This is a genomic window from Methylobacterium sp. 142-1Y (genome assembly GCF_057747795.1).
The window spans coordinates 4387186-4402172 of the sequence record NZ_CM173224.1 but is presented as its reverse complement, the minus strand read 5'-3'; the positions used below and the strand labels follow the sequence as shown (position 1 = coordinate 4402172).

At 70.8% G+C, this 14987-nt stretch carries 17 protein-coding genes and 1 pseudogene; 9 read left to right on the top strand and 9 right to left on the bottom strand.

All coding sequences use genetic code 11. From position 1 onward, the window contains the following. Positions 1-111 precede the first annotated feature (111 nt). Together AC3AOF_RS20120 and AC3AOF_RS20115 are read left to right on the top strand one after the other, a co-directional pair. A complete protein-coding gene (locus tag AC3AOF_RS20120) occupies positions 112-675 on the top strand; it encodes a glyoxalase superfamily protein (protein ID WP_488346302.1) in 564 nt (187 codons plus the stop codon). A gap of 16 nt (positions 676-691) precedes the next feature. Beyond that, a complete protein-coding gene (locus AC3AOF_RS20115; RefSeq protein WP_488346301.1) occupies positions 692-1042 on the top strand; it encodes an MmcQ/YjbR family DNA-binding protein in 351 nt (116 codons plus the stop codon). Positions 1043-1399: 357 nt separating this feature from the next. On the opposite strand, the gene AC3AOF_RS20110 is transcribed toward AC3AOF_RS20115, so the two are convergent. The 3 genes and pseudogenes from AC3AOF_RS20110 to AC3AOF_RS20100 all read right to left on the bottom strand — a co-directional run. Next, positions 1400-1915, bottom strand: coding sequence for a hypothetical protein (locus tag AC3AOF_RS20110; protein WP_236992729.1), 516 nt, complete (start codon positions 1913-1915; stop codon positions 1400-1402). 124 nt (positions 1916-2039) lie between these two features. Beyond that, on the bottom strand, positions 2040-2537 hold the full coding sequence (locus tag AC3AOF_RS20105) for an Hsp20 family protein (RefSeq protein ID WP_236989203.1): 498 nt from the start codon (positions 2535-2537) through the stop codon (positions 2040-2042). A 174-nt stretch (positions 2538-2711) separates the two neighbouring features. Continuing rightward, a pseudogene (locus tag AC3AOF_RS20100) lies at positions 2712-2864 on the bottom strand (SDR family oxidoreductase); the annotation flags it as partial. On the opposite strand from AC3AOF_RS20100, the gene AC3AOF_RS20095 reads away from it, so the two are divergent. Next, on the top strand, positions 2865-3416 hold the full coding sequence (locus tag AC3AOF_RS20095) for a LysR substrate-binding domain-containing protein (RefSeq protein ID WP_488346300.1): 552 nt from the start codon (positions 2865-2867) through the stop codon (positions 3414-3416). Here AC3AOF_RS20095 and AC3AOF_RS20090 read toward each other — a convergent pair. The 6 genes from AC3AOF_RS20090 to AC3AOF_RS20065 all read right to left on the bottom strand — a co-directional run bounded on the left by AC3AOF_RS20090 (position 3368) and on the right by AC3AOF_RS20065 (position 9253). After that, a complete protein-coding gene (locus AC3AOF_RS20090; protein ID WP_488346299.1) occupies positions 3368-4030 on the bottom strand; it encodes a riboflavin synthase in 663 nt (220 codons plus the stop codon). The genes AC3AOF_RS20095 and AC3AOF_RS20090 overlap by 49 nt on opposite strands. Continuing rightward, positions 4031-5116, bottom strand: coding sequence for a bifunctional diaminohydroxyphosphoribosylaminopyrimidine deaminase/5-amino-6-(5-phosphoribosylamino)uracil reductase RibD (gene ribD, locus AC3AOF_RS20085; protein ID WP_488349023.1), 1086 nt, complete (start codon positions 5114-5116; stop codon positions 4031-4033). Between the two features lie 41 nt (positions 5117-5157). Continuing rightward, the gene (nrdR, locus tag AC3AOF_RS20080; protein ID WP_236989206.1) at positions 5158-5694 is read right to left on the bottom strand and encodes a transcriptional regulator NrdR; all 537 of its coding nucleotides are present in this window, start codon (positions 5692-5694) and stop codon (positions 5158-5160) included. Positions 5695-5813: 119 nt separating this feature from the next. Next, positions 5814-7115, bottom strand: a complete 1302-nt coding sequence (glyA, locus tag AC3AOF_RS20075) for a serine hydroxymethyltransferase (RefSeq protein ID WP_236989207.1) — start codon at positions 7113-7115, stop codon at positions 5814-5816. A 554-nt stretch (positions 7116-7669) separates the two neighbouring features. Next, positions 7670-7882, bottom strand: a complete 213-nt coding sequence (locus AC3AOF_RS20070; protein WP_488346298.1) for a SlyX family protein — start codon at positions 7880-7882, stop codon at positions 7670-7672. A gap of 75 nt (positions 7883-7957) precedes the next feature. Then, the gene (locus AC3AOF_RS20065) at positions 7958-9253 is read right to left on the bottom strand and encodes a L,D-transpeptidase family protein (protein ID WP_236989209.1); all 1296 of its coding nucleotides are present in this window, start codon (positions 9251-9253) and stop codon (positions 7958-7960) included. A 230-nt stretch (positions 9254-9483) separates the two neighbouring features. Here AC3AOF_RS20065 and AC3AOF_RS20060 point away from each other — a divergent pair, with 230 nt between their 5' ends. From AC3AOF_RS20060 to AC3AOF_RS20035, 6 genes are all read left to right on the top strand, one after another. Further along, on the top strand, positions 9484-9882 hold the full coding sequence (locus tag AC3AOF_RS20060; protein ID WP_488346297.1) for a hypothetical protein: 399 nt from the start codon (positions 9484-9486) through the stop codon (positions 9880-9882). Positions 9883-9943: 61 nt separating this feature from the next. Next, positions 9944-10930, top strand: coding sequence for a copper chaperone PCu(A)C domain-containing protein (locus tag AC3AOF_RS20055; RefSeq protein WP_488346296.1), 987 nt, complete (start codon positions 9944-9946; stop codon positions 10928-10930). Positions 10931-11069: 139 nt separating this feature from the next. Next, positions 11070-11342, top strand: a complete 273-nt coding sequence (locus AC3AOF_RS20050; protein ID WP_236989212.1) for a hypothetical protein — start codon at positions 11070-11072, stop codon at positions 11340-11342. 229 nt (positions 11343-11571) lie between these two features. Further along, positions 11572-12849: an O-acetylhomoserine aminocarboxypropyltransferase gene (locus tag AC3AOF_RS20045; RefSeq protein ID WP_488346295.1), complete on the top strand. Its 1278-nt coding sequence runs from the start codon at positions 11572-11574 to the stop codon at positions 12847-12849. Positions 12850-13093: 244 nt separating this feature from the next. Further along, positions 13094-14323: a sensor histidine kinase gene (locus AC3AOF_RS20040; RefSeq protein WP_488346294.1), complete on the top strand. Its 1230-nt coding sequence runs from the start codon at positions 13094-13096 to the stop codon at positions 14321-14323. Positions 14324-14649: 326 nt separating this feature from the next. Next, a complete protein-coding gene (locus tag AC3AOF_RS20035; protein WP_236992731.1) occupies positions 14650-14973 on the top strand; it encodes a response regulator in 324 nt (107 codons plus the stop codon). Positions 14974-14987 lie beyond the last annotated feature (14 nt).

Sequence of the window (14987 nt, the reverse complement as noted above, 5' to 3'; positions counted from 1 at the left end):
GGGAACGGGATGGTGAAAGCATCGTGGACGATCCCCCCAGCCTGTCCCTCGACCGGTGACGGGTCGGCAATGCGAGCGCCGACGAGCCGCCACCGGCTTGAGGAGATCACGATGACCACCGTCGATCAGGCGAAGGCCATGGCCAGGCGCTTGCGCGCCGCGCTGGCCGCGCGCGACATCGCCGTCCCGCACGCCACCGCCCTCGAACTCGTTGCCGCCGAACTCGGCCACAGCGACTGGAACACGGCCTGTGCCGTACTCGATCATGCTGCGGATGACGGCCCCGCCTTCCTGGAGGCGGTGCCGGTGCTGCGCATCTTCGACGAGGCCAAGGCCCGCGAGTTCTATTGCGGCTTTCTCGGCTTCGCGCCGGGCTTCGAGCACCGGTTCGAACCGGGCCTGCCGCTCTACATGGAGGTCGCCCGCGCGGGTCTTCGGCTTCACCTCTCCGAGCATCACGGCGATTCCAGCCCGGGCTCCACCGTGTTCGTGCCGATGCGAGGCCTCCGCATCTATCATCGGGAATTGATGGACAAGCGTTACGGCTACGCGCGGCCCGGCATCGAGCAGGCTCCCTGGGGGGAGACGCTGGAGGTCACGGATCCGTTCGGCAACCGGCTACGATTCTGTCAGTACCGGGACGCGGAGTCCGAGCGCCGATCCGTCACCGTGTGAGGAGAGGGTCATCGCGATGGCTGTCGACATCGCCCGTGTGAAGGCGCTCGTCATGGGCTTGCCGGCCGTGACCTCGGCGCCGCATTTCCATCGCACGGCGTTCCGCACGCCACGCAGGACCTTCGCGACGCTCGACAAAGCGGGTCACGACATCAACCTGATGTTCGACTCGGACCATCGCGATGTCTTCTGCGAACAGGTGCCGGCCGCCTTCAGCCCCGTCCCGGGCGGCTGGGGCCGGAGAGGCGCCACGCGGTGCGACCTGACGGTCGTCGACGAGGCGACACTACTGTCCGCGCTGACGGCGGCCCACCGCCTCGCCGCTCCGAAGATCCGGCCACCTCGCCGCCGGAACGAGGAGGCGTGAAGCCGTCCGGCGAACGGGGCTGCCGGCCGTCTGTCCGGACGTGCAGGCCCGGCGTGTTCTCCTCGGTGCGGACATCCGACGCTTGTGACGCAGATCGACGAACTGGAACGGGCTCTCGCGGAGAGTGGCGAGGACGGCCTCGCATTTCACCGCAACCAGGGCGAGGTACCGGACGCGCAGTATTCTGAAGCCTCGTGGCCGCGGCGCTGCAGAGGGCCGCGGCTTTGACGGCGCAGCTCGCCGGGACGAGCCTGTAAACCTGGGTGGCACGCACACGCGATGCGGCGACGGTATGGCGACTCGCGATTCGCCTCGACCTCATGCCTGACCATCCCGGTCTACGCTGCACCATGTCCCCTATGACGGCACGAGGAGCGCCCGCGCCGTCGCGTCAGGAGATATCCGCGGACGCGGTACCGGCATGAACGTGGCAGGGCACGGCGGCGGGTCGTCATCGTCGTCGGGCCGGCGGCCCGGGCGGGGGTACCAGCTGAATGTCCAGGAGGTGCGCGAGCGACGCCGCGGAGATGTCCGCCGCGTCGGACGCGCGCCGGGGCCGCGTGGGACCTCGTGATCGAGTTCGACCAGCGCCTCGATCACGGCATCGACCGGGACCGGCTCGGCCCGGCAGCCGGTCAGGCAGCGCAGGCCCGGCGCATTCTCCAGGGCGCAGGCATCCGACGCCCAGGAGGCCAGGATCGCGCGCTTTTCCGGACGCGACAGGAACGGATGCGCCAGCACCTCCCGCGGGTGCCGGAACACGTCGCCCGGTGCGACGAGGGCCTGCCACGCCTCGACCGAGGCGGGCTGGCCGGCAGGCGGGTTCATCGGGCCGGCAGGGATGAGGCCGGCAGGGGTAGAAGACGTCTCCATCGTCGACACGGTTCGTCCTCCCTGATGGTGCATCACAGGGCACGGGAAGGGGTTCAGGCCCCCGGGGCGCGGGGCCTCCGGGGTTTGTTCGTCAATGGCGAACGGGGGTCAGACGGCCGTCGAATCAGGCTGCCCTGGAGCGGCCCTCGGCATGGCCGTCGATCCGGGCCGGCGCGTTGTCCTGCCCGAGGGCGGCCTGGCTGCCGCCGATGGTGATGCGCCGCGGCTTCAGCGCCTCCGGCACCTCGCGTTTGAGTTCGACCGAGAGCAGGCCGTTCTCCAGGTGGGCGCCCGTGACCTTCACGTGGTCGGCGAGGCTGAAGGTCTGGCGGAAGGCGCGGGCCGCGATGCCGCGGTGCAGGTAGTCGCGCTCAGCCTCCCTGTCCTTCTTCTGGCCGGCTACGAGCAGGGTCGTGTCGTGCTGGGTCAGCTCGATCTCGTCCTGCGAGAAGCCGGCTACCGCCATGGTGATGCGGTAGGCGTCCTCGCCCGCCTTCTCGATGTCGTAGGGCGGCCATTGCTGCGTCGACGGCTCGAGCCGCGCGGCCTGGTCCAGCATCGAGAACAGCCGGTCGAAGCCCACGGTGGAGCGATACAGCGGCGCGAAGTCGAAGGTCCTCATGACCACATCCTCCTTGGAGCAACGTGATGATTTGGATCGGATGACGTTTCGGGCCGCCGGACACCCGCGTCCGGCGCCCAACCTGCAAGCCCATTCGGGCCTCGCGCGTGTGGAACGCGGACGCCGCGTTCCGGTTCCAGCCCCCAGCGAATTTTTCGCCCGAATGGCGCGGGGTCAGATCTGCGCCTGCCCTCCCTCCACCGACAGCTCGATGCCGTTGACGAAGCTCGCATCGTCCGAGGCCAGGAACAGGGCCGCCTTGGCGATCTCCTCCGCCTCGCCGACCCGGCCCATCGGAATCCGGGAGGCGAGGGATGCGATGCGGCCATGCGTATCGCGGCCTTGGCCGATTCCGCGCTCGTCGCGCGGCGGCTCCTGCCGGTCACGGCCCTCGTCGTGGCGGCACCGGCCTACTTGGCGCGCCACGGACGGCCGGCACATCCGGACGACCTGCGGCCGGAGCATTGCCTCGGCTACGCCTACCGGGCCCGGCGCGGGCGTCTGGCACTCGCCGGACCGGACGGCGGCGAGGCGAGCGTCGTCCCCGCCGGGCCCTCGCGGGTGACGCATGCCGACGCCCTGCTTGCGGTGCCGCTCGACGGGCTCGGCATCGCCGAACTCCCGGACTTCATCGCGGCCGATTACCTCGCCGACGGGCGCCCGGAGGCCCTGCCGCCGGACTGGCGCCGGGCGGCGCGCGCTCCTTCGTCACGCCGAGCGCGCGGGCGCGGCCGCCGAAGGTCGAGGCGGTGGCGGATTTTTTCGCCGCGCGGCTGTCCCGCCTGGGGGCGGGCACCTGGGGGCGGGCACGTGATTTCCGATTTCGGACGTCAGCCCGGCCCGACCGCCGCCCTTGCCTCCGTCAGCCGCGCCGCGTAGCGGGCGATCAGGTCGACCTCGAGGTTGAGCCGGTCGCCGACCCGGCGCTCGCCCCAGGTGGTGACGGCCAGCGTGTGGGGGATCAGCAGCACCGTGAAGGTGTCGCCCTCGACGCCGTTGACGGTGAGCGAGGTGCCGTCGAGGCAGACCGAGCCCTTCTCGGCGATGAAGCGCGAGAGGCCCGGGGGCGCCCGGAGCACGAAGCGCTCGCTCGGCGCCCAACTCTCCCTCGCCTGGGACGCCTCGCCGGCCTGCCCCGTCACCGGCTCGCGGGCGACGATCTCGGCGAGGCCGTCGACATGGCCGGTGACGAGATGGCCGCCGAGCTCGTCGCCGATCTTCAGCGAGCGCTCCAGGTTCACCCGCATGCCCGGAACCCACGTCCCGACGGTAGTGCGGGCCAGGGTCTCGGCGGCGGCATCGACCTCGAAGGTGCAGCCGCCCTCGCGCGGGGTCACGGTCACGGCGGTGAGGCAGGGACCCGAGCAGGCGATCGAGGCGCCGATCAGGATGCCGGCGGGATCGTAGGCGCAGTCGATGGCGATGCGCTTCAGCTTGGAATCGCCGGACACCGCGGCGACGCGGCCGACATCCGAGACGAGGCCGGTGAACATCTACGGGCTCCGTGCGTGGCAGGTGAAGAGATCGGTGCCGATCCGATATTCCTCCGCGACCGCGAACTCCGCGGAGGCGAGGCGCGCGGCGAGGTTCGGGCCGACCGCCGGCAGGCCGGGCTGGCCGAGAACGCAATCGCCGGTGACGAGCAGGCATTCGTCGACGAGGTTTTCGCGGGCGAGCGCGTCGGCCAGCGTCGGCCCGCCCTCCGAGCAGATCCGGGTCAGGCCGAGGGCGCCGAGGACCCGCAGGGCCTGCGGCAGGTCGATGCGGCCTTCAGGCGTGAGCGGCACCCGCTCCACCTCCGCGCCGCCGGCGGTCAGCGCCGCCTCCGCGACGGCTGGAGCGTCGGGGCCGCACAAGATCAGGGTCGGGACGGTCGCGCTGGTGCGCACCAGTCCCGCACTCGGCGGCGTGCGCAGGGACGGATCGAGGACGATCCGCAGAGGCGAGCGGGCCGCCATCCCGGGCAGGCGCACGGTGAGCTGGGGATCGTCCGCCAGCACCGTGCCGACGCCGACCATGATCGCGTCGCAATGGGCCCGCTGGAGGTGAATCTCGGCATTGGCCTGCGGCCCGCTGATCATCAGCCGGCCCTCTCCGCCCGCCGCAAAGCCGTCCGCCGTGCGGGCGAGCTTGAGGAAGACGGCCGGTCGGCCTTGCAGGATCCGGGTCACGTGCCCGCGCTGGTCGCGCGCGGCCTCAGGTCCCATCAGCCCGACCGAGACACTGATGCCGGCCTCGGCGAGCCGGGCATGGCCGCGGCCGGCGACCCGGGGATCGGGATCGTCCATGGCGCTCACCACCCGGGCGACGCCTGCCGCGATGGTGGCGTCGGCGCAAGGCGAGGTGCGGCCGTGATGCGAGCAGGGTTCGAGCGTGACGTAGAGGGTGGCGCCGCGCGCCGCCTCCCCGGCCGCCGCGAGCGCCACCCGCTCGGCATGGGGCCGGCCGCCCGCTTGCGTCACGCCCTGGGCGAGAATCCGCTCGGAGCCCGGCGGGCCGCCGACCAGCACCGCGCCCACCGACGGGTTCGGCCAGGCCTGGCCGAGATGACGCCGGCCGAGAGCGAGGGCGAGGCGCATGTAGCGCCGGTCGGCCTCCTCCCGGGCGTGATCTCGGGTACTCACGACGCGCGGCTCCGCGGGCGCCGGGCCGGCGGCACCGGCTCTTCGGTTGCCGGAGCCTCGTCGGCGGAGGCCGCCTGGGCGGCGCCGGCGGCGAGGTGGCCGAGCAATTCCTCGAAGTCGCGGGCCTCGCGAAAATTCTTGTAGACCGAGGCGAAGCGCACATAGGCGACGTCGTCGAGACCTTTCAGCCCCTCCATCACCGCCTCGCCGATCGCCTCGCTGGTCACCTCGGCCTCGCCGGTGCTCTCGAGCCGGCGGGTGATGCCGCTCACCAGGCGCTCGATCCGCTCGGCCTCGACCGGGCGCTTGCGGAGCGCCGTCTCGACCGAGCGCTGGAGCTTGTCGCGGTCGAACGGCACCTTGCGGCCCGAGCGCTTGACCACGATCAGCTCGCGCAGCTGCACCCGCTCGAAGGTGGTGAAGCGGCCGCCGCAATCCGGGCATATCCGCCGGCGCCGGATCGCCGAGCTGTCGTCGCTCGGCCGGGAATCCTTCACCTGCGTGTCGAGGCCGCCGCAATAGGGGCACCGCATCGGTCGCCCGTTCCTCTGGTACGAAAAAGGGCCGGTCCCGCGTGGGACCGGCCCCGGAAGGGGCGTGTTCTAGAGCGCTCCCGGCGGAAGGGGAAGCCGGGAGATCAAGCTCTTACGCTTCAGCCGTAGATCGGGAAGCGGTCGGTCAGCGCGTGGACCTCGCTCTTGGCCTTCTCCTCGGCGGCCGCGTCGCCCGCCTCGCCGGCGCGGTGCAGGCCGTCGAGAACTTGCACGATCAACTCGCCGACCTTCTTGAACTCGGCGACGCCGAAGCCGCGGGAGGTCGCGGCCGGAGTGCCGAGACGGATGCCGGAAGTGATGGTCGGCTTCTGCGGATCGAACGGCACGCCGTTCTTGTTGCAGGTGATGCCGGCGCGGGTCAGCGCGGCTTCCGCCGCCTTGCCGGTCAGCTCCTTGGCGCGCAGATCGACCAGCATCAGGTGGTTGTCGGTGCCGCCCGAGGTGATGTCGTAGCCGCCCGAGATGATCGTGTCGGCGAGAGCCTTGGCGTTCTCCACCACCTGCTTGGCGTAGAGCTTGAACTCGGGCTGAAGAGCCTCGCCGAAGGCCACCGCCTTGCCGGCGATGACGTGCATCAAGGGCCCGCCCTGGAGACCCGGGAAGATCGCCGAGTTGAGCTTCTTGGCAAGCGCCTCGTCGTTGGTGAGGATCATGCCGCCACGCGGGCCGCGCAGGGTCTTGTGGGTGGTGGTGGTGACCACGTGGGCGTGCGGGAACGGCGACGGGTGCACGCCACCGGCGACGAGGCCGGCGAAATGCGCCATGTCGACGAAGAAGATGGCGCCGACGCTGTCGGCGATCTCGCGGAACTTGGCGAAGTCCCAGTGGCGCGGATAGCCCGAGCCGCCGGCGATGATCACCTTCGGCTTGTGCTCCTGGGCCAGGCGCTCGACCTGCTCCATGTCGATGCGCTGGTCCTCGCGGCGCACCGTGTAGGAGACCGGCTTGAACCACTTGCCCGAGACGTTCGGGGGCGCGCCGTGGGTGAGGTGGCCGCCGGCCGCGAGATCGAGGCCGAGGAAGGTGTCGCCGGGCTGCATGGTGGCCATGAACACGCCCTGGTTCGCCTGGGAGCCGGAATTCGGCTGCACGTTGGCGAACTCGCAGCCGAACAGGCGCTTGGCGCGCTCGATGGCGAGGTTCTCGGCGATGTCGACGAACTCGCAGCCGCCGTAATAGCGCCGGCCCGGATAGCCCTCGGCGTACTTGTTGGTCAGCACCGAGCCCTGCGCCTCGAGCACGGCGCGCGAGACGATGTTCTCGGAGGCGATCAGCTCGATCTCGTGCTGCTGGCGGCCGAGTTCCTGCGCGACGGCGCGGGCGAGTTCCGGATCGGCATCGGCCAGCGACGCGGAGAAGAACGAATTGGACCGGGTGTTGGCGACGGTGCCCACGCTCATGTTGGCCTCGAGGTTCTTCGGGAGCCGCCCGGACGGAGCGCCGGTGCGGAAGTAAAGGATCGGGATCGGCCAGCTTCTACACGCGGGCGACGGGGGAGTCCAAGGCCGGAGCGCCGGACATTTGTCCGTGAGCGACATCTGCTGCCGCCCCCGGCTGCGACCTTGCGGCAAGACCGCGGCGGCAAGACCCCGCAGCAAGCCCCAAGTGCGTGGCATTGCCCTCCAAGCGCGAAGCATAGACCTCGCGACCCGGGCGCGAAACAAACCGAACCGGCGTGCAGGAGCCGACACCTGCTGTGCCTGTCCGTGGCTGCGCAGCGGAGCCCGGAATCCGGAAGCATCGATCGTGCAGGACGTGAAGCGGGTGCCCCCTTCATGCGTCTCGCACTCATGCATCTAGATTACGGACTTCGCTGCACGGCCCTGATAGGACGACAGCGGGCGACAATTCCGTCTCGACCTTGGTCGGAAGCTAGGATTGAGCGCAATTTGCGTCAAGCGCTCGGCGATTCAGAAAAACTGAAAGCAGCGTCACAAATCTTTTCGGCTGTACTTCAGTAGTGGGGCGGCGGCGGCTCGTCCCCGGTCGCGGCCGGGCGCTCGGCCATCTCGCGCACCCGCTCGCGCAGGGCGGCGACGTGCCGCGTCAGGATGTCGATCGCGCTCCACTGCTCGGTGACGATGCGGTTCAGGTCCTCGATCGTCGCGTCCTGGTGGGCGATGCGGGTCTCCAGCGCGTCGAGGCGGGATTCGGAATCGGGGGTCATGAAGGCGTCCACTCACGCGAAAACGGCCCGGGCGCGAAGCCCGGGCCGTCGTCGATTCAGACTGTCGAACGGCGATCAGTTGGTCCGGTCGTCGTCGGGTGCGTCGGGGTTGAAGTTGCGCGGGCCGGCGGCGGCGGCGGCCATCGAGGCGGTCGGGGCGCCGGCGCCGTCACGCTTGTAGATGTCGTCGCGGAACTGCACGAGGCCGTCCGGGGTCGACCAGGCGGTGATGTAGGTCCAGTAGACCGGGATCGGCGCCACCGGCTTGGCATCGACCCGCTGGCCGCCCTGGATGATCGCCTCGATCGTGTCCGGGTTGGCGTTCGGGGTGCCCTGGAGGATCCAGGAGACGTATTCGCGCACGTTCTGCACGCGCACGCAGCCCGAGGAGACGAAGCGGAAATCGTCGCCGAAGATGCCCTTGGCCGGCGTGTCGTGCATGTACACGCCGTGCGGGTTCGGGATGTTGATCCGCACGAAGCCCATCGAGTTCAGGTCGACGCCCGGATCCTGGCGGAAGCGGTAGCGGGTCGCCTCGTCCGAGTGCCAGTTGACCTGCGACGGCGGGATCTCGCGGTCGCCGTTGAAGATGCGGATCTTGTTGTCGGTCAAATAGGCCGGATCCTTCTGCATCTTCGGGATCAGGTCCTTCTTGATGATCGAGGCCGGCACGGTCCAGTAGGGGTTGAAGTTCACCTCCTGGATCTTGGCGTTCATGATCGGCGACTGGCGGTCGATCTTGCCGACGCCGGCGGCGTGGCGGGTCGCGACGTGGTCGCCATCGACCGTCTCGACCAGGGCCGCCGGGATGTTGACGATGACGTAGCGCTCGCCGAGATTGCCCGAATAGGAGCGCAGGCGCACCGCGTTCAGCTCGAGCTGGCGCAGGCGCACGTCCGCCGGGACGTTCATCGCCTGGACGGTGGTGACGTTCATCGCGCCGGTCTGGTTCAGGCCGTGGCGGGCCTGGAAGCGGCGCACGCCGGCCTCGACGTAAGAATCGTAGACCGGCGAGGAGCCGGCGGCCGGGTCGAGGTCGCCGGAGACGATCAGGCGCTGGCGGAGCGCCGTCACCGCCGGGCTCTTCGAGCCGACGCGCAGGCGCTCGGCACCCGCCACCGCCTGCCAGCCGCCGCGGGCCACGATGTCGCGGTAGCGCTCGACCATCTGCTCGGTCGCCGCCAGGGTCTGGGGCGACAGGATCGGCGTATTGGAGCGCTGCACCCGCATCGTGGCGGCGGAATCGTAGTTCTGCGCCCACTCGGCCTGGGCCAGCCCGCCGCCCCGGTCCTGCTGCGCCAGGGCCGGAAGGGCGGTGGCGGCCAGGAGAGCCAGGCCGAGCGAACCGGTGAGGGAAACGCGTGTCAGCATGGGAATTCTGCTCTCGAACCTGTGACGCGGGACGCTGACGACGGCAAATCGGACGTGGATGCCGTGTTGCGCCCCATTCTATGGCCCGTGACGGTGCCGGGATGCGGTTAAGACACTATGAGGAGCGGGCCAGAATGTGGCGCCGGGCGGGCGCCGTCGTGGAGACCAGAGCTCGGCTGTGGACTGCGGTAATTGTGCAACGCACGCGCTGGCCGGCAGGCTCGCGGAAAGTGGCGGAACCGCATCGGCTCGGCTATGTCGGGCGGATGAGCGATCTCCGGCACGGATTGGCAGGCACGGCGCGTTGGCGCGCGCTCGCCGCGATGCTGTCGCTCTACGGTCTCGTGCTGCAAGCCTTCCTGACCGGCCTCGCACCCGGCCCGGCTGCGGCGAGCGCCGGCATCCTCTGCCAGACGCATCAGGCTCCGGCGGGAAGCGAGCCGCTCGGTCGCGTCCATTCCTGCTGCACGCTCGCCTGTCCGACCCCCCTCGCCCCACCGGCCCCCGCGTCAGCGGAGGCCTGGCCGCCCCGGATCGCGGTCGTCCTGTCGTGGTCCCTGGCGGGAACGGCTCCGGCGCATGCGTCGCCCGCCCGGCCCGCTTCCGCCCGCGGTCCCCCCGTCGCGTGACGTCCATCGGGCAAGCACTGCTGCCCCCTCCCCGTCCCGCGACTCATTCGGACCCGATTCCATGACCTTCCCGCTTCGCGCCGGCCTCGCCGCCGCCTTCTCCCTCCTTGCCGCTCCCGCCTTCGCCCATGCCGTGCTCGGCGTGAAACAGGCGGGCCCGAACCAGACCTATCGCGGCGTAGTCCAGATCGGCCATGGCTGCGACGGCAAGCCGACCACCGGCGTCACCGTCACGATTCCCGAGGGCGTGATCGCGGCAAAGCCGATGCCGAAGCCGGGCTGGCAGCTCGCCACCACCAAGGGGGCCTACAGCCGCGCCTATCCGTCCTATCACGGCACCGTGTCGGAGGGCGTGAAGACGATCTCCTGGACCGGCGGCTCGCTGCCCGACGACCAGTACGACGAGTTCGTGTTCCAGGCCCGCCTCACCGATGCGGTCGCGCCGGGCGGCATTGTCTACTTCCCGGTGCGCCAGGATTGCGACGGCACGACCGCCGACTGGAGCCAGGTGCCGGCCGCCGGCCAGGCGGCCCGCGACCTCTCCTCCCCGGCGCCGGGTGTGCGCATCGTCGCGGCCGCCGCGACTGCCGCGCCGGCGGCTCCCGCCTCCATGTCCCCCGCCACCACGTCGATCAAGGCCGGCGACCTCACCATCGAGCAGCCCTGGATCCGCGCGACCCCGGGCGGCGCCAAGGTGGCGGGCGGCTACCTGCAGGTGACCAATACCGGCAAGGAGCCCGACCGGCTGCTCTCGGCCTCGATCCCGCTGGCACCCCGCGGCGAGGTGCACCAGATGGCGATGGACAAGGGCGTGGCGAAGATGGCGCCTGTCGAATCCGGCCTCGTCATCAAGCCCGGCGAGACCGTGGTGCTCAAGCCCGGCGGCTACCACCTGATGTTCATGGACCTGACCGGCCCGGTGAAGGCCGGCGACACGCTCGACGGCACCCTCACCTTCGCCCGCGCCGGGACGGTGCCGGTGCGCTTCGCGGTCGGCGCCATCGGCGCCTCGGCGCCGGAGGCCGCGGGCGGGCACCAGCACCATTGAGGCCGCGCGGGCTCGTCGGCCCTGTGACGTTTCGGTAACGACGGTGGCGGATCGCGCAAGGCGTCCGCCACCTTGTGCCCCGCTCGGCCGTTATCGCTTCGAAGGGCCGGCTTCCGCCGGCCGCCTCGGAGTGACGATCATGAAGCTCGCGCTGCTTGCCGCTCTCGCCCTCTCGACATTCGCACTCACCGGCACAGCCGAGGCGCAGGGTATTCCCGGCGGGATGCAGCGCGGCGCCCGCGAGGGCAACCGCGTCGCCGGCCCGGTCGGCGGCATCGTCGGAGGCGCAGTGGGTGGTGCCGTCGGCGGCGTCAATGGCGTGCTCGGCATCGATCCGGGCCGGCGCGCCTACCGCACGAACCTGCGTGGCCGGCATCATCACGATCATCGCCGGCATCGGCATTATCGCTGAGGGGTGCCTGGGCGGGCGAGGTGTCGTCGTCCGCCCGGCACTCGGGTCGAGCGAGATCGATTTTTCTCAAGTCATCCGATTTGTGGACTTTGCTTCTACCGAGTTGTCGAGAAGCCCGCCAGCACAGCAAAAAGTTCGGTTTTACTAGGCGAGCGGGCCTGCGGCGGCGCTTGACCCTCCGGCCCACCCGGTCCTAAGCACGTCGCAACAACCGACGCCCGAGGACGCCATGACCGACCGCCAGCCCGGCTTCAACACCCTCGCGATCCATGCCGGCGCGGCGCCGGACGCCGCCACCGGCGCCCGGGCGACGCCGATCTACCAGACCACCTCGTTCGTGTTCGACGACGTGGACCACGCCGCCTCGCTGTTCGGGCTCCAGGCCTTCGGCAACATCTACAGCCGCATCACCAACCCGACCAACGCGGTGCTGGAGGAGCGCATCGCCGCCCTCGAGGGCGGCACCGCCGCCGTCGCGGTGGCCTCCGGCCACGCCGCCGAGTTCCTGGTGATGCACGCCCTGATGCAGCCGGGCGACGAGTTCATCGCGGCCAACAAGCTCTATGGCGGCTCGATCAACCAATTCAACCACTCCTACAAGAACTTCGGCTGGACCGTCGTCTGGGCCGATACCGACGATCCGGCGTCGTTCGAGGCGGCGATCACCCCGCGCACCAAGGCGATCTTCATCGAATCGATCGCCAATCCGGGCGGCGTCATCACCGACATCGCGGCGATCGCGGCGGTCGCCAAGCGCCACAACATCCCGCTCATCGTCGACAACACCATGGCGACGCCGTACCTGATCCGCCCGTTCGAGCACGGCGCCGACATCGTGGTCCACTCGGCCACCAAGTTCCTCGGCGGCCACGGCAACTCGATCGGCGGGCTGATCGTCGACGGCGGCTCGTTCACCTGGGCGGGCGACGCCCGCTACCCGATGCTGTCGCAGCCGCGGCCGGAATATGCCGGCATGGTCCTGTCGGAGACCTTCGGCAATTTCGGCTTCGCCATCGCCGTGCGGGTCCTGGGCCTGCGCGACCTCGGCCCGGCCTTGTCGCCGTTCAACGCCTTCCTGATCATCAACGGCATCGAGACCCTGCCGCTGCGCATGCAGCGCCATTCCGACAACGCCAAGACGGTGGCCGAGCACCTGAGCCGCCACCCGGCGGTGGCCTGGGTCAGCTATCCGGGCCTGGAGAGCGACCGCTACCATCAGTTGCACAAGCGGTACTGCCCGCACGGCGCCGGCGCGGTGTTCACCTTCGGCCTCAAGGGCGGCTACGAGGCCGGCGTGGCGCTCGTCTCGAACCTCAAGCTGTTCTCCCACCTGGCCAATATCGGCGACACCCGCTCGCTGGTGATCCACCCGGCCTCGACCACCCACCGCCAGCTCACCGACGAGCAGAAGACCCGGGCCGGCGCCGGGCCGGAGGTGGTGCGCCTCTCGGTCGGCATCGAGGATCCGCGCGACCTGATCGCCGATCTCGACCAGGCGCTCGCCTGAGCCGCCAGGGATCCGGTTTTCGCATCGCGGAGCGATCGATCGGACACCGGATGACCGGCCGCGACGATCGCACGCGGCCGGCGCACCTGCCGTTGTGGGAGCGCGGACAGGGAAAAATTCCCGCAAGCATTGCGGCCAAGCCTGGTCCCGTGATCTATTGGGCACGTTCAGTTTCGGCGCCGGGTGAGCCGATCCGCGCCGGTCGGGACGCATGCCGCCCGGAGCGGGTCTGGAGGCTGGTGCGATGGTCGCCCACGACGCCGACGCCGAACGCGCCTCCCGCGACGAGGCCGCGCGTCGGCGCGCGATCCGCGAGGAGACGGCCCGCCTGCGCGCCCTGCTCCGGGAATCCCGGGATATCGAGTCCCGGGACTTCGAGCCGCGACAGGTCCCGGATGTCCGGCCGGCCCGGAAGGCATGGGGACAGCCCGGCTTTTCCGGCTCGCCGGCCGAGTGGGAGGCGCGCCTCGCCACCGCCGAGGAGCTGAACGCGCGGCTGCGCGCGAGCGAGGCCTTCACCGCCCGGCTCCTGGCGGCGAGCCGCGACGGCATCCAGGTGCTCGCCCTCGACGGGACCGTGCAGTGGCTGAGCGAGGGCGGCCGCATCGCCGTGGACAAGGCCGATGCGCCGGTCATCGGCACGCCCTGGGCCGCCTCGTGGCCGAACCCCGAGGACCGCACGACCGCCGAGGTGGCGCTCGCCGCCGCGCGGGCCGGGCGCACCGGCCGCTTCCGCGCCCCGTCCGGCCATGGCGGCGATCTGCGCTGGTGGGACGTGGTGGTCTCGGCCATCCACGGGCCCGACGGCGCCCCGGAGCGCCTGCTGGCGGTCGCCCGCGACGTGACCGAGGCGCAACGAGCCGAGGAGCAGCAGGCCCTACTGATGCAGGAGATGGCGCACCGGGTGAAGAACACCCTGGCGCTGGTCCAGGCGGTCGCCGCCCAGACCCTGCGCAGCGCCCCCACCCTCGACGTGGCGATGGAGGCGTTCAACGGCCGGCTGATGGCGCTCTCCGACGCCCACGACGTGCTGATCCGCGGTGCCTGGGCGGAAGCCGACCTCGCGGCGGTCGTCGCGGGGGTGATGGCACCGCATATCGATGCGGTGGCCGGCCGCTTCGCCGCCGCCGGGCCCGGCGTCAGCCTCGGGCCGCGCTCGGTCCTGACCCTGTCCCTGATGCTGCACGAACTCGCCACCAACGCGGCGAAATACGGCGCCCTGTCGAGCCCGGCGGGCCGCGTCGCCGTCACCTGGAACCTCGTGGAGGAGGCCGGGACCGTCCTGCGTCTGCGCTGGCAGGAGAGCGGCGGCCCGCCCGTCGCGCCGCCGACCCGCGGGGGGTTCGGCTCGCGGCTGATCCAGCGCAGCCTGGTGCACAGCTTCGGCGGCCGGGTCAGCCTGCGCTTCCCGCCCGAGGGCGTCGTGATGGACCTCGAAGCGCCGCTCGCGGCGATGCAGGATGGGACTGCGTAGCCGTCACCAGGACGGGACCGTGTAAAGGTCGCCTGAACGGGCCTGCCTGGCAGTCGCCGGAACGGGGCAGAGTGGTCTTCTATGAGGAAGTTCGAGAATGGTTCCGGCAGCGGGGCACCCTGACGCACGGTCCGGCGACGCGTCCGGCCACGCTTGACCCCCGGCATGCGGCCCCATAGGCAGCAACCTTTCGCCCCCCGCCCGCATTGGCCGCGATGACATCTGATCCGGACCGAACGCCCCACGACCTGCCGCCGGAGGGGCCTGCCTCTCCTTGCGACGCGGCGCCCGTGGTGCTCCTCGTCGAAGATGACGGATTACTGCTGATGGAGGCCGCCGACACCCTGGCGGAGGCCGGCTTCACCGTGCTGGAGGCCCCCCACGCCGACCATGCGCTCAAGGTGCTGGAGAGCCGCCCCGACGTCGAGCTGCTGATGACCGACGTCGACATGCCGCTCGGCTCGATGAACGGCTTCGCCCTCGCCCGCCTGGTGTCGCGGCGCTGGCCGCGCATCCCCGTGTTGGTGGTCTCCGGCATGGGCAGCCCCGGCCCGCACGACATGCCGCCGGGCGCGCGCTTCATCCCCAAGCCTTACGCGCCCTCGGCCCTGGTGCGGACCCTCCACGACACCGTGCGCCGCGCCGCCTGAGCGACCTTATCGAC

What these genes read in the sequence shown, in the direction of transcription:
- AC3AOF_RS20120 (WP_488346302.1), top strand. Translation starts at nt 112, where the DNA reads ATGACCACCGTCGATCAGGCGAAGGCCATGGCCAGGCGCTTGCGCGCC.
- AC3AOF_RS20115 (WP_488346301.1), top strand. Translation starts at nt 692, where the DNA reads ATGGCTGTCGACATCGCCCGTGTGAAGGCGCTCGTCATGGGCTTGCCG.
- AC3AOF_RS20110 (WP_236992729.1), bottom strand. Translation starts at nt 1,915, where the DNA reads ATGGAGACGTCTTCTACCCCTGCCGGCCTCATCCCTGCCGGCCCGATG.
- AC3AOF_RS20105 (WP_236989203.1), bottom strand. Translation starts at nt 2,537, where the DNA reads ATGAGGACCTTCGACTTCGCGCCGCTGTATCGCTCCACCGTGGGCTTC.
- AC3AOF_RS20095 (WP_488346300.1), top strand. Translation starts at nt 2,865, where the DNA reads ATGCGTATCGCGGCCTTGGCCGATTCCGCGCTCGTCGCGCGGCGGCTC.
- AC3AOF_RS20090 (WP_488346299.1), bottom strand. Translation starts at nt 4,030, where the DNA reads ATGTTCACCGGCCTCGTCTCGGATGTCGGCCGCGTCGCCGCGGTGTCC.
- ribD (WP_488349023.1), bottom strand. Translation starts at nt 5,116, where the DNA reads ATGCGCCTCGCCCTCGCTCTCGGCCGGCGTCATCTCGGCCAGGCCTGG.
- nrdR (WP_236989206.1), bottom strand. Translation starts at nt 5,694, where the DNA reads ATGCGGTGCCCCTATTGCGGCGGCCTCGACACGCAGGTGAAGGATTCC.
- glyA (WP_236989207.1), bottom strand. Translation starts at nt 7,115, where the DNA reads ATGAGCGTGGGCACCGTCGCCAACACCCGGTCCAATTCGTTCTTCTCC.
- AC3AOF_RS20070 (WP_488346298.1), bottom strand. Translation starts at nt 7,882, where the DNA reads ATGACCCCCGATTCCGAATCCCGCCTCGACGCGCTGGAGACCCGCATC.
- AC3AOF_RS20065 (WP_236989209.1), bottom strand. Translation starts at nt 9,253, where the DNA reads ATGCTGACACGCGTTTCCCTCACCGGTTCGCTCGGCCTGGCTCTCCTG.
- AC3AOF_RS20055 (WP_488346296.1), top strand. Translation starts at nt 9,944, where the DNA reads ATGACCTTCCCGCTTCGCGCCGGCCTCGCCGCCGCCTTCTCCCTCCTT.
- AC3AOF_RS20050 (WP_236989212.1), top strand. Translation starts at nt 11,070, where the DNA reads ATGAAGCTCGCGCTGCTTGCCGCTCTCGCCCTCTCGACATTCGCACTC.
- AC3AOF_RS20045 (WP_488346295.1), top strand. Translation starts at nt 11,572, where the DNA reads ATGACCGACCGCCAGCCCGGCTTCAACACCCTCGCGATCCATGCCGGC.
- AC3AOF_RS20040 (WP_488346294.1), top strand. Translation starts at nt 13,094, where the DNA reads ATGGTCGCCCACGACGCCGACGCCGAACGCGCCTCCCGCGACGAGGCC.
- AC3AOF_RS20035 (WP_236992731.1), top strand. Translation starts at nt 14,650, where the DNA reads ATGGAGGCCGCCGACACCCTGGCGGAGGCCGGCTTCACCGTGCTGGAG.